At 60.6% G+C, this 14,240-nt stretch carries 8 protein-coding genes; all 8 read right to left on the reverse strand.

Going from position 1 to position 14,240, the window contains the following annotated elements:
* Window positions 1-50: 50 nt before the first annotated feature.
* The 8 genes from K290_RS0108745 to K290_RS0108780 all read right to left on the reverse strand — a co-directional run bounded on the left by K290_RS0108745 (window position 51) and on the right by K290_RS0108780 (window position 14,230).
* Window positions 51-8,561, reverse strand: a complete 8,511-nt coding sequence (locus K290_RS0108745; protein ID WP_028751565.1) for a glycoside hydrolase family 94 protein — start codon at window positions 8,559-8,561, stop codon at window positions 51-53.
* A gap of 421 nt (window positions 8,562-8,982) precedes the next feature.
* Entirely contained in the window at window positions 8,983-9,666 is a 684-nt protein-coding gene (locus K290_RS0108750) for a helix-turn-helix domain-containing protein (RefSeq protein WP_028751566.1), read from the reverse strand.
* A 321-nt stretch (window positions 9,667-9,987) separates the two neighbouring features.
* Window positions 9,988-10,146, reverse strand: coding sequence for a hypothetical protein (locus K290_RS37875; RefSeq protein ID WP_172831048.1), 159 nt, complete (start codon window positions 10,144-10,146; stop codon window positions 9,988-9,990).
* 163 nt (window positions 10,147-10,309) lie between these two features.
* The gene (locus K290_RS0108760) at window positions 10,310-10,498 is read right to left on the reverse strand and encodes a hypothetical protein (protein ID WP_028751567.1); all 189 of its coding nucleotides are present in this window, start codon (window positions 10,496-10,498) and stop codon (window positions 10,310-10,312) included.
* Window positions 10,499-10,663: 165 nt separating this feature from the next.
* Entirely contained in the window at window positions 10,664-11,413 is a 750-nt protein-coding gene (locus K290_RS0108765) for an ABC transporter ATP-binding protein (RefSeq protein WP_028751568.1), read from the reverse strand.
* Window positions 11,410-12,243, reverse strand: coding sequence for an ABC transporter ATP-binding protein (locus K290_RS0108770; RefSeq protein WP_028751569.1), 834 nt, complete (start codon window positions 12,241-12,243; stop codon window positions 11,410-11,412). Before K290_RS0108770 ends, K290_RS0108765 begins: the two co-directional genes overlap by 4 nt.
* Window positions 12,240-13,166: an ABC transporter permease gene (locus tag K290_RS0108775; RefSeq protein ID WP_028751570.1), complete on the reverse strand. Its 927-nt coding sequence runs from the start codon at window positions 13,164-13,166 to the stop codon at window positions 12,240-12,242. Before K290_RS0108775 ends, K290_RS0108770 begins: the two co-directional genes overlap by 4 nt.
* Window positions 13,163-14,230, reverse strand: coding sequence for an ABC transporter permease (locus tag K290_RS0108780; protein WP_028751571.1), 1,068 nt, complete (start codon window positions 14,228-14,230; stop codon window positions 13,163-13,165). The genes K290_RS0108775 and K290_RS0108780 overlap by 4 nt, the downstream gene beginning before the upstream one ends.
* Between the last annotated feature and the right edge of the window lie 10 nt (window positions 14,231-14,240).

Consider the following 14,240-nt stretch of genomic DNA (forward strand, 5'->3'; position numbering starts at 1 on the left):
GAGTTCCCCCTTTGGCCCCGATCGTTGAAGCGAAACAGTGCAGGAAAACGCTACTGTCCGATCGGATAGCCCTCTTCGGGATGGGCGATCGCCCTGTCATTCACAGTCACCAAGTATCCCTTAGCATCGGGCGCTTTTGAGACGGAAATACGGTATTTTCCGCTCGGCAGATCGAGGTCCGCGGCAAAGCCATCCCACTTCGACGGCAGCGCCGGTTTGACGTAGAGATGGCCGTTTTTGACGCGGATGCCGAGAATCCCTTCAATTGCGACGCGATAAAGCCATCCGGCGGAGCCCGTGTACCAGGTCCAGCCGCCGCGGCCGGTCAATTGCCCCTCTCCATAGACATCGGCGGCAATGACATAGGGCTCCACACGGTAGGTATCGGCCTCATCACGATTTCGTGCATGGTTCACCGGATTCAGCAGTTCGAAGCAATGCCAGGCATCGTCGCCGCGATTCATTTCCGCCAGTGCCATGACTACCCAGGTTGCGGCATGGGTGTATTGGCCACCGTTTTCGCGTACCCCCGGTGGATAGGCCTTGATGTAGCCCGGATCGCGCGCCGACTTGGCGAAAGGCGGCGTGAACAGCCGGATGATGCGGCTGTCATCGTCGACCAGCTTTTCGAGAACGGCGTTCATCGCCTTCTCGCCGCGTTCGCGGTCACCTTCGCCGGAGAGAATGTTCCAGGACTGCGCGATCGAATCGATCTGGCATTCGAAGTTCTCGTCCGAGCCGAGCGGGCTGCCGTCGTCGAAATAGCCGCGGCGATAATGACCGCCGTCCCAGCCCGCGGTTTCCAGCGCCTTGCGGAGTTCCGGCAAGTGCTTCTTCCAGCGCTCGACGCGCTCCTTGTCGCCGCGGGCTTCCGCATAGGGCAGGAAAGCGGTGAGCGTGCCAGCCAGGAACCAACCGAGCCAGACACTTTCACCGCGGCCCTGGATGCCGACGCGGTTCATGCCGTCGTTCCAGTCGCCGCCGAGGATCAGCGGCAGGCCGTTGCCGCCCTTGCGCTTGATCGCGAGATCGAGCGCCAAGGCCGCGTGCTCGTAGACGCTGACCTTATCCTGCGACACGGTCGGCTGGTAGAAAGCGTCATGTGTGCCAGGCATGAGAGCAGCACCTTCGACGAAGGCGAGTTCCTCATCCAGCAGCGACTTGTCTCCGGTCACCGTGCAATACTGGTTGATGGCATAGGCGAGCCAGACGACATCGTCAGAGATACTCGTGCGCACGCCGGCGCCGCTGCCCGGCAGCCACCAATGCTGCACATCGCCTTCGCGGAACTGGCGTTGTGCCGCATTCAGGATCTGGTTGCGGGCCAATTCCGGTGCATGCATCAGGAAGGCCAGCGTATCCTGCAACTGGTCGCGGAAGCCGAAAGCACCCGACGACTGATAGAAGGCCGTACGTGACAAGATGCGGCAACCGAGGCTCTGGTAGGGAAGCCAGGCATTGATCAGGTTGTCCATCGCCTTGTCCGGCGTCGAGATCTGCAGGCGGCCGGTGAAGCCGTCCCAGAAGCCGCGGCTCGCCGAAAGCACGGCCTCGAAATCGGCCTTGCGGATATCGGCGACCAATGCACGCGCCTCTTCGATGGAAGCGGTATCGCCCATGTAAAGGCAGATATCCTTCTGCTCGCCGGCTCCGACCGTCAGGTCGAAGGCGAGTGCCGCGCAGGGATCGCCGTCGAGATCGGTGGAGTTGGAAAGGACCGCGCCGGAAACGACGGCCTGCGGCATCTGCACCGTGCCGTGGCGGCCAATGAATTCACGGCGGCTCGCCGAGAAGCTCGAATGTCCCTCGCTCGCCGCCATGAAGGCGACACGCTTGGAATAGTCGATGCTGAACGGATTGTTGGCAAACAGTGCACCCGTTTCCTCGTCCAGCGACGACAAGATGAACGGCCGCGTCTTGTTCGGATTGGTGCCGAGGACCCATTCCGCATAATTGTAGAGCCGCAGCCGGCGGGCGCCATCGCCCGTATTGCGGATGCGCAGGCGGAACAGCTTGACGGGACGTTCGCGGTCGACCGTTTGCGTCAGCTCGAGCGCAATGCCGCTCTGTTCGCTCGAGAACACCGAATAGCCGAGACCGTGCCGGGCCTCGTATCGCACGTTCGGATTGCGCGACAGACTCGCATAAGGAGTCATCACCGTGTTGCTGTCGAGATCGGTCACATAAAGCGCCTCACCCGGACGGTTGATGACCATGTCGTTGGTCCAGGGGGTCAACTGATAGTCACGTGAATTGTGGCTCCAGGTAAACCCGCCGCCTTCGGCCGGCACATGGAAGCCGAAGCGCTCGTTGGAGATGACGTTGATCCACGGCTGCGGTGTCGACTGGCCGCCGGCGAGCCGGACGACATATTCGCGGCCATTGTCGGCAAAACCGCCATAGCCGTTCCAGAAGTCGAGATCGTCCTGTGCTTCCAGTTCTTCCGCCGCAAAGACCGATTTCTGCGGCACCATCGGCACGGCAAGGCGATTGACCGGCGCCGGCCCATCGGACTGCGCGGAACCGAACAGCGTCGCCGCGCGGGCGATTTGATCGACAAGCTTACCGTTGCGTGCATGGAAGATCACACGCGAGGCAGCAAGAATCTGCTGGTAAGTCTCCTGCTCGATCAGATCCTTGCGAACCGAAAAGACATTCTGGCGCAGCCCTTCACCTTGATTGTGCCTGACATGCTCGACCAGCTTGTCCAGCTCGCGCTGCATGTCCTGCGCCTGATCCACGGCGCGCTCGTTGACGATCACCAGATCGGTATTGATGCCGCGCGAGCGCATATATTCCGCCGCGCTCAGCGCTTCCCTGGCGATTTCGAGATCGATGTCGTCATTGATGCGCAGAGTGAAGATCGGGAAATCACCCGAGATCGTCACCGGCCAGAGCGCCGACTGTGAATGCAGACCAGCCTGAACGGTGGCTCCATCGGCGCGCAGATGCATATCCGGATAGACGAGATAGCGAGCAAGCTTCTGGAAGGCGGCCGCCTGCTGCGAGGTGACGCCGACATGGCGCATCTGCATTTGCGTGCGCGTCCAGGCCTGCGTGAGCTCGACAGCGAAGGTATCGGGATTGCGGTAGCGGTCGACCGCCTTGTCGACATCCTCGCGGTTCGGCGCGGCGATCGTCCAGAAGATCACGCTGACCTTCTTGCCTGCCGGCACGCGCACGACGCGGCGCAGTGAAAGGCAGGCGTCCATGGTAAAGCCGTCCGTACCGGAGAGCACAGCGCCCGGATCGAAAGCGGCGGCTTCCGCCAGCGTCCGGCCACGGCCGAGGAATTTGCGGCGATCCGTCTCGAATTCTGTCGGGCGCTCGGTACCGGCATTGTCCACGACCAGATGGGCGATCGACATGTCGGGCTCGTTATAATCGCGCTTGTTGCGTTCGGCGCGGATCACATCGCCGCTGCTGCCGATCTCGGTGCGCACGAACATGCGGGCAAAGACCGGATGGCCCGAATCGACGTCGTCACTGGCGATCGCCGGCTCGAGATAGGAGGTCACTTCGATGAAGCGATCCTCCGCGCCCATGTTGAGCAGCGTCACGCGGCGGCCTTCGGCATCATGTTCGGTTGCGACGATGCACTCGACGTCACTGGTGAGATCACCCACCGTCTTGCTGTATTCCGCCTTTTCGTCGCTGAAGGTGACCTTGACCTTTTCGCCTTCGACGCTGCGCGGTTCGGAGGTGGCCGACCACCATTGGCCGGATGCGGTATCGCGCAGGAAGATGAAAGTGCCCCACCGATCTTCGGTCGGATCGGGCCGCCAACGCGAAACGGACAAGCCGTTCCAGCGCGAATAGCCGGCGCCGGTCGCCGTCAGCATGACCGCGTAATGGCCGTTGGAAAGGAAGGCGAGTTCGCGGTCGTGCGTCGCCGGATCGGCGATCTTGCGGATCTCCGGACGCAGCATATCTTCCTGGATATTGGCCGGCTGGTCGCTCTCATGCTTGGCAGCCATGACAGGGATATCGCGCGGCGCCTTTTCCTGCAGCAGCAGCTCGGCCGCTTCGATCACCGGATCGGCGTGGAACAGCTCGCGCAAGCGGCCGTTGAAGGCGACGTTGGCAATAGCCGCAATCGACATGCCGTGATGGTGGGCATAGTAGTTGTAGACCACCGCGCACTTCTTGCCTTCCGGAACGCGGGACGGCGTGAAGTCGACGGCGTCGTGGAAGCCATAGGTGCCGAGCGCGCCGACCTTGCGGAGCTTCTGCAGGTTTTCAAGCGCCTCTTCCGGCCGATATTGGCTGGCAAGGATCGAGGCATAGGGCGCGATGACCGCATTCTGGCCGAGGCCGCGCTTCAGGCCGAGCGACGGCACGCCGAAGTTGGTGTACTGGTAGTGCATGTAATGGTCGCGGGCGTTGAAGGCCGCTTCCGAAATCCCCCAGGGAATGCCGGCGCCGAGGCGCTTGGCATAGTTCATCTGCTCCTGGACGATCAGATTGTTGGTCTGGTTGAGGATGCCGCCCTGGCGCTCCTGCATCACGAGCGGTGGCATCAGATATTCGAACATCGAGCCGGACCAGGAAACCAGCGCGCCGCGGGAGCCGATCGGCACGACCTGGCGGCCGAGGCGATACCAATGCTCCGTCGGCAGATCGCCCTTGGCGATGGCGAAGAGGCTGGTAAGACGCGCTTCGGACGCCAGCAGATCATAGCAGGCGGCATCGAGTTCGTTGGTTTCAACACGGAAGCCGATAGAAAGCAGGCGCCGTTCCGGACGGTAGAGGAAGGCGAATTCCATACCGAAAGCAGTGTCGCGCATGCGGTCGCGCAGCTTTGCCAGACGCTGGCGCAGCGCATCGACATTGGCGAGATCGAAGACGCTGTCGGCAATATGGCCTTCGCAGACCTTCACCAGCGATTCCGACCAGGTGAGCACCTCGCCGCTCTGCGGCGACTTGACCTCATGGTCGAGGTTGGCAGCGAGCTTCTGGATATCATGCGCCAGGACCGACAGGTTGATGATACGGATCGAGGCGAACTCGTGCTCGCGCTTGACCGCCGCCAGTGCATTCCGGAAGCCGATGATGCGTTCTTCCAGGCGATGACGCAGCGGACGAACGGTCTTGCGGTCATCCGGCAGTTCAGCAAGCATTTCGCCAAGAATGCCGGCGACGTCGCCGATACCGTCAAGATTGCCCTGCATATGTGCGGAAGGCGCTTCCGCCCAGATGCGGCAGGCCGAAGACACGGCAATCAAATGGCCGGCAAAGTTGCCGCTGTCGACCGCCGAGACATAGCGGGCGCCCATCGGCTTCAGCGTGTCCGTATGATACCAGTTGCAGAGGTGTCCGCGGAATTTCTCCAGCTTCTCCACGGTCGCCATGGTCTTTTCCATGCGATCGATGGTTTCCTCGAAGGAGATCCAGCCGAAATTGCGGGCCGAGATCACCGAGAGCAGGTAGACACCGATATTGGTCGGCGAGGTGCGCGAAGCGACCACCGCATGCGGCGTCTGCTGCACATTGTCCGGCGGCAGGTGGTTTTGCTGCTCGACCACGAAGGTGTCGAAATAACGCCAGGTGCGCCGCGCGATCTTGCGCAGCTCTGCCGAAACGCTTTCCGGCACTTCGAGCTTGTCTTCGGTTTCCGCCGTCTGGCTGACATACCAGGCGATCGCCGGCGACAGCATCCACAGCAGCGCGAAGGGAATGCCCACGAAGAAGGCGTTGTCGCCGGAAAGGGAGGCGAAAGCCAAAGCCAGCAGCGCCAGCACCGGTGCATGCCACATGACGCGGTAATGGCCGAGAATCGTCGTCTGCGCCGCGGCCTGGGCACTGGCTGCCGTACGCCATTGCAGCATCAGCTTGCGGCTGACGAAGGCGCGGTAAAGCGAGCGGCCGATGGCATCGGCCATGATGCAGGCGCTATCGGCGATGAAGACGATGCGTAGCGCCACCTGCGCATTGGCGGCGCGGATATCCGACCAGACCGTATAGAGATGGGCCCGGGCGACGATATCGCTGGTGCGCGGAATGATGCCGTTGATCAGCGACAGCGTCGGCGCGACGAACAGGCAGAAGATCAGCAGGATCTGCCAGATCAGCGCGGCGAACGGCCCCATGAAATACCAGCCGAGAACGGAGGCGAAGAACCAGGCGATCGGCGTCAGCGAGCGGCGCAGATTGTCCATCATCTTCCAGCGGCCGAGGCCGGTGACACCGCGCTTCGGATTGAAGAGATAGGGAAGCAACTGCCAGTCGCCGCGCGCCCAGCGATGCTGGCGCGAAACTTCGACTTCGTAGCGGATCGGGAAATCCTCGACGAGTTCGCAGTCGGTGACCAGCGCGCAGCGTGCCATCGAGCCTTCGAGCAGATCGTGGCTGAGAACCGCGTTCTCCTCGATCTTGCCCTTCAGCGAAGCCTCGAAGGCATCGACATGATAGAGACCCTTGCCGGTGAAGGTGCCTTCCTCGACCAGGTCCTGATAGACGTCGGAGACGGCGAAGACATAGGGGTCGAGACCGCGGTTGACGGAAAAGACGCGCTGGAACACCGAGGCGTCCTTGCCGGTGGTCAGCGACGGGGTGACGCGCGGCTGCAGCACGCCGTAGCCACGCACGACACGCTTGGTTTCGGGATCGAAGACCGGGCGGTTGGTCGGATGATGCAGCTTGCCGACAAGCTTCGTGACCGTATCACGCACCAGGCGCGTGTCGGAATCGAGCGTCATGACGTATTGCACGTTCTTCGGCACGGTATTGGCGCCGGGCAGGAAGGTCGTGTCGCGGTCGCCTCGCAGCAGCAGGTTCAGCTCGTGCAGCTTGCCGCGCTTGCGCTCCCAGCCCATCCAGGCGCCTTCGGCCGGATTGTAGAGGCGGCGGCGGTGCAGCAGGTAGAAGCGCTGCTTGCCGTCTTCGGCATAGCGGGCCGAGAGATTGGCGACTTCGCGGCGGGCGTAATCCAGAATTTCCAGATCGCGTTCGCTCTCTTCTTCCTTGCTGTCCGGCCAGTCGCTCAGCAGTGCGTAGTAGACTTCGCCGAGCGGGTTGGCGAGATAATGAACCTCGATGTTGCGCACCAGTTCGTCGACGCTGTCGCGATTGGCGATCAATGTCGGCACGACGACCAGCGTGCGGGCCTCTTCCGGAATGCCCTCCTTGAACTCATAGCCGACGAGACGCGCCGGCGTGAGGAACATGGTGACCACGAAGTTGAACAGGCCGGTGGCGCCTTCGGATGCAGGCAGCGAGAACATCAGCAGCAGGATGATGGTTTCAGCCCAGCCCATGCCGGCCTGGATCATGAAATAACCTACGATCCAGAGAGCGATGATGGTGACGAGGAGAACGGGTGCGGCGATCGCCAGCCAGTTGAACTTGCGCCACTGTCGGACGAAACGCTGCGACAGCTTCGGGCGGAAGCCGATTGCCTTTTCCAGCTTCTCGATCTGCTGGCCGACGATGAAATCGCCGATATTCGGCTCATGCGGCTGCGGTTCGCCCGAAGCCTTGGCGGCTTCGGTCATCGCCATGGCGACCTGCGCAATTTCCATTTCCGTCTTATCGGAACGGCGCGCCAGCTTCTCGATGGCGCGGCGATAGCTGTTGCGCGAGCCGGGATCGAGCTTTGCGTAATCGGTCTCGGCCCAGAGCAGCTTGTCGACGGCGCTGACTTCCTCGACCCAGCCAGACCAGTCGGTGTCGTCGATCAGCCGCAGGCTTTTGATGATGTTGCCCATCGTCACATTGCCGGACGACAGGCGGTTGTGCTCGGCCATCATGACGGTTTCGGCGTCGGTGCCGGCTTCCGCCAGCCGCCTTTCCAGCCAGGTGACGGCGAGGCCCGAAGTGTGCGAGCCATCGCGCAGGCGATAGAGGAACTGCGTGGCGAAGGTGTTATCGGACGTATAAGGCTCGAGCGTCCTCAGGAACTCGGTGACTTTGGCATCGTCATTGATGCGGATCAGCTCATCGACGGCGGCATTGGCCTTCTTGCGCGTCAGGCGGCTCTGCTCGACGCGGCTGGAGATGCGGCGCAGATTGTCGACGAGCACATAGCGCACCAGCGACGGAACCGCCCAGAGTTCACCGATCTTCAGCATCTCGTGCGATTGGAAGCCTTCGACGAGCGCCAGCAGGCCCTGGTTGGATACCGTGCTGTGCGTATGGGCGACATAGAGCCAGGCGAGCGCCAGCGTGCGCGGCATCACCATACCGTCGATGGTGATCGTCTGCAGTTGATCGTAGAACTTCTTCGGAAAATCGCGGCGGACTTCCTGGATCGCTTCTTCGATGATGTAGTGGTTGTCGAGCAGCCATTCGGCCGCGGGCGTGATCGACTCGCCGGCATCGACGTCGGCATTAGCCGAACGATAGACGCGCAGGATCTCTTTTTCGTTCTCCTTGTGCCGGGCGAAGAAATCGAAGGGCGCAAAGCCCGGCAGCTTCGTAGTGGCGCCGTTGCGGGCGAAGGTCGCCCCGCATTCTCGGATCTGATCGTTGGAGAAATAGGTGGCACGGATCGAATCGTTATGATCGATCTGCTTGGCTTCAGAATCGCGCGGCGGAACAGTGGAGAGGTTTTGAGATGTCATGGATTCGGGTTCTGGGTCCAAACAGAGTGACAGGCATTGTCGCCTTTACCGTCTTTTGTCCGGCCCCACACAACTATTCATGCATTTGGACCCTTTGCTTCGCTTCCCGGCGTGCGAAGGGGATGAATTGGAGGTGGCGGCTAGAACAAACGTATTCAGGCGAAGATTTTCACGGGCTCTTCTTCAGGATCATGGCAATTTTGGGCCACCATTCGAAACAGGCTTCCGTGAAACTTGACACGCGGCCGGATGCTTCCGGCAGCAGTCCGCACGTGTCAAAGACAATCGATCAAGGTCATGAGGCATTCTCCTTAGGCTGATTTCTTGCGATCGCATTCAGCAGGGCTTGGTAGGTTGAGCCTCCATATCCCGCAGAAGATGAACTTAAACTGAACCCCCTCAAAAGATTCGCAAATTCCTTTCAAGAGCCGTATTTCTCCGGATAGGAAATGACCGACAGAAAGCGGATCGGCAGACTGATGAGCACTTCCGGACCGTGCGGCGCGTCGGCATCGAAGAACAGGCTGTCGCCAGGTCGCATCGCATAGAGCTTGTCGGCGTGACGATATTCGACCTCCCCTTCCAACATATAGATCAATTCGAGCCCTTCATGCTGAAATGCCGGAAAAACATCGGAATCGGCAGTTAGCGTGATGAGATAGGGTTCGACCTGCAATCCGCTAGATCCGTTGGCTATATGACCGAGCAGATTGTACTGATGACCGGCGCGCGTGCCTCGCCGCTCCATCTCCAAACCCTCGCCTGCCTTGACGAAGACGGCATTGCGCCTTTCTTCGAAACGCCGAAAGAACGACGTGACGGGAACGCCGAGCGCCCGCGCTAAGGCCTGCAATGTGGTGAGAGATGGCGAGGTATTGCCGTTTTCGATCTTGGAGAGCATGCCCAGCGATATGCCGGTGGCCGAGGCGAGGTCGGCGCCGGTGATGCCGAGCTTCTTGCGAAAGGCACGAACCTCGTGACCGATCGCCAATTCGAGATTGTTTTCCTTCACGTCGCGTATCGCGTCCGAATCCTGTGTCAGGATCGCGCTCGCATCGTGAGCACCATTCCGTCTGCTGCTGCGCCCAGCCTCCGCCTTGCTCATGCTCCGCCCCGTTCTATTTTATGTTTTGGCGGAGCTTACTGTTTTCATGAAGCGCATTCTATTGGCCACAAGAAATTTTCTTTGTCCGGCGAAGTTTTGACAGCACCGGAAAGAAGAATTGCCGTTAGGGAATGCTTCCATTTGGAAAGAAACGAGGTTCAACGGTACCGGTCGAGCTACTTGAAAGTGCCTCCGATCAACCACCGTTGGGAGCCTGAGAAGGGATGAGGCCGCGAACTTGTCCTACGGCGCCTGCAGCAACAGCAAGCATACCCAGTGATATGACCGATCAATACCGGTCATATCGTGTTGACGACGCATTCAGATCACGATGCCGCAGACGATGGCCGCGACGAAGATGAACGCGGCCGAAAACAGCGCGACGTGGATTGCAGTCTGGATCTTACTCCGCGTCGTCGCGACGCGCTTCGAACCGTCGAACTGGTTCACATGCGTATTCGACATACCCAAATTCGCCATGCGTTGCCTCCGTTCGTTATTTTGATGTTCTACGGGCGAGTTCACGCCCGACATTCAAACAATCCCTATCAATTAGGTAGAGATGAATTTTCGTCCAGAGGCCAACGAAGGAAAAATAAACCCTTGAACGACTGTCGGGCTCGAAAGAGCAGCAAGGCCGACATCAGCAGAGAATGCGGCGAGCCCAGATCAAAGTGCGCTCTACAGCGCCCGCTTCGGGAGCCGGAATTTCGGTCGGGCCGATCTCGCGACGGTTCTTTTCTTCCGGCAGAGTGACGCTCAGCACGTCTTCCTCTTTCGCCGGCATTGGCGGATGAAGATAACCCATGGTCATGCCACCCATGAAAAACATGCCTGCCTCCACTTGCGTTTGACCCGAAACAGGGGATCACGAAAGTTAACCGCCATTAACGGGATCATGACAGAATTGCGGCACGAGTCAATAGTCTATACGATTGGTCGTCTTTTAAGGGTGACTTAACTAAGGGAGCGAAGAGAGACTAACAACAACAGCAGGTTAGGCGCGGACAAATCCTTTACTCGCTACCATCAGATTGCGCGTGTAGTCCTGCCTGACGTCGCCGGCCGCCAATTCTTTTGCGCTCAGCCGCTCGACGACCGCGCCGTTCTGCATCACCACCAGCCGTTCGCACATATGGGTGACGACGCCGAGATCGTGGCTGACCATGACGAATGTCAGATGACGATCCCTGCGCACCTGCTCCAGCAGATTGAGCACCTCCGCCTGCACCGAAGCATCCAGCGCTGAGGTGGGCTCATCGAGCAACAGGATCGAGGGCTCGACGATCAAAGCCCGCGCGATTGCCACGCGCTGGCGCTGGCCACCCGACAATTGATGCGGATAGCGGAACCGGAAACCGGAACCGAGGCCGACCTCGTCAAGTGCTCGGGTGATGCGCATCTCGCTGTCGCCGATACCGTGGATCGCCAGCGGCTCCAGCAGCAGCCGGTCGATGGTCTGACGCGGATGTAGCGAACCGTAGGGATCCTGAAATACCATCTGGACCTGGCGATAGAAGGTTTTGTTGCGTTTCGAACCCTTCAGCGCCTCGCCGTCGATGCGGATCACCCCGTCGCTGACAGGCGCAAGACCGGCGACGGCGCGCAGCAAGGTCGATTTGCCTGAACCGGACTCCCCGACAAGGCCGAAGGACTCGCCCCGGTCCACGCCGATGCTGACCGCATCGAGGGCATAATAACCGTCATAGACGACGCTGAGGCCGTCGACTGCAAGCGCTGCCGTCATGCCGCCCACTCCGGCTTGCGGTCGAGGACCGGTAGCGGATGGCGGTTCTCACCGATCACGGGCATGCAATTCAACAGGCCGCGCGTATAGGGATGCTGCGCATTGTTGAGATCGGAAGCCTTTAGTTCCTCGACGATCTTGCCGGCATACATGACGATCACCCGGTCACAGAAGGAGGAAACCAGCCTCAGATCGTGCGACACGAAAATCAGTCCCATGCCGCGCTCCGATACCAGCCTGTCCATGATCCTCAGCACGTCGAGCTGCACTGTAACGTCGAGCGCCGAGGTCGGCTCGTCGGCGATCAGCAGCTCCGGCCCGGCAATCAGCATCATCGCGATCATCGCGCGCTGGCCCATGCCGCCGGAGACTTCATGCGGATGCAGATCGTAGACGCGTTTGGGATCGCGGATCTGCACGGCTTCCAGCATGGCCAGCGCACGGTCCCGCGCTTCCGCCTTGCTGACCTTCTCATGCGTGCGCAGGGTTTCGGTGATCTGCTTGCCGATGGTCATCACCGGGTCGAGCGAATATTTCGGGTCCTGGAGTACCATGGCAATTCGTTTGCCGCGCAGCGAGCGGCGCTCCCTGGCCGAGATCGACAGCAGATCGATGCCGCTGAAATTCAGCCTTTCAGCGGTGACAATGCCGTGCGAGGGCGTCAGCCCCATGATGGCGCGGCCCGTCTGCGATTTGCCGGAACCGCTCTCGCCGACGATGCCCAGCCGCTCGCGGCCGAGCATGAAGGACACGCCACGCACAGCTTCGATCATGCCGGTACGCGTGGGATAACGAACCCTGAGGTTCTCGACCGTCAACAATGGTGTCATTGGCCGCTCTCCTTCGGATCGAGCGCATCGCGCAGCCCGTCGCCGAGCAGGTTGAAGCCCAGGCTGACGATCAGGATGGCGATGCCCGGCATGGCCGCGACCCACCATTGGTCGAGATAATATTTGAACCCGGTGGCGATCATCGCGCCCCATTCCGGCAGCGGCGGCTGTGCGCCGAGGCCGAGGAAACCTAGGCCCGCCGCCGTCAAAATGACGCCGGCCATATCGAGCGTAACGCGCACGATCACCGATGAGATGCAAAGCGGCATGATATGGCGGAAGACGATACGCATCGGCGATGCGCCCATGAGCTGCACGGCGGCGATGTAGTCCGAGCGCCGCACGGTCATCGTCTCGGCCCTCGCCAGGCGGGCATAGGGTGGCCAGGAGGTGATGGCGATGGCGATGATGGCGTTTTCGATGCCGGGGCCGAGCGCGCCTGCAAAGGCGAGCGCCAGCACCAGCTTCGGAAAGGCAAGGAAGATATCGGTGATGCGCATCAGCACGGTATCGACCCAGCCGCCTGCATAGCCAGCTATCATACCGATAAACAACCCAAGCGGCGCCGAGATGATCGCGACGAGCACAACGATATAGAGTGTCCATCGCGACCCGTAGATCAAGCGGGATAGGATATCACGCCCAAGATTGTCGGTGCCGAGAAGATAGCCGCCGGTGCCGGGTGGTTTCAAATAGGCGTTGGTCAGATCGCCAATCGTTGGCGGATAGGGAGCGATAACATCGGCAAGAGCTGCGATCAGCACCAAGGCGACAATGATCAGCAATCCGAGAACGGCCAGCCGATTGGCGGAAAATTGTCGCCAGGTGACATAAGCGCGCCCGAGGCTCGCCTGGCGGCGCGACTGCGGCCGATCCGACAGCAGCCAGTCACGCCAGGAAAGTTGCGTGGTCTCAGCCGTCATTTCCGTCGCGTCCTTGGATCGAGAGTACGGTAGAGCAGGTCGGAGAGCAGGTTGATCCCAATGAACACCGTGCCGACGACGACGGTGCCGCCGAGCACAGCGTTCATATCGGCGTTCTGCAGTGAGCTGGTGATATAGAAACCAATGCCCGGCCAGGAGAAGACGATCTCGGTCAACACCGAACCTTCCAGCAATCCCGCATAGGAGAGCGCGATCACCGTGATCAGCGGTACGATGGCGCTGCGCAGCGCATGTCCCCAGATCACCCGCGTCTCCGAAAGCCCCTTGGCGCGGGCAGCGACGATATATTCCTGGCCCAGTTCATTCAGCATGAAACTGCGTGTCATGCGGCTGATATAGGCCAGCGAGAAGTAGCCGAGCAGCGACGCAGGCAGAATGATGTGGCGGAACGCATCCCAGAACACGTCCCATTGCCCCTGCATGACGCTGTCGAGCAGATAGAAGCCGGTGATCGGCGTAAACGTATATTCGAAGGCGATGTCGATGCGGCCGGGATAGGCCACCCAGCCCAGCTTGGCATAGAAGATGACGAGCGATACCATGGCCAGCCAGAACACCGGCACCGAATAGCCGACGAGACCGATGACGCGGACGATCTGGTCGATGAAACTGTTGCGGCGCACGGCGGCGAGCACGCCAAAGGGAACGCCGAAAATCGCGCCGATGATCGTGCCGACGGTCGCAAGCTCCATCGTCGCCGGAAAGACGCGCCGGATATCGTCCATCACCGGATTGGTCGTCAGCACGGATGTACCGAAATCGCCGGTCAGGGCGCTCAGTAGATAATAATAGAACTGCAGATAGAGCGGCTGATCGAGATGCATTTCGCGGCGCAGCCGCTCCAGCACTTGCGTAGGCGCGTGGTCACCAGCGATCGCCAGCGCCGGATCGATCGGGATGACGCGTCCGATGAAGAAGGTGACGGCGAGAAGGCCGAGATAGGTCGTGACCGCCACGACCAGGAAGCGCAAGACGCCCATTGCGATGGGCGCGGCACGGCCCTTCTTGGGCCGCACCTCCATTTTCCGTTCGACAGTGCTCAAAGAACCAGTC

Source organism: Rhizobium leucaenae USDA 9039 (assembly GCF_000426285.1).
Classification (GTDB): Bacteria; Pseudomonadota; Alphaproteobacteria; order Rhizobiales; family Rhizobiaceae; genus Rhizobium; species Rhizobium leucaenae.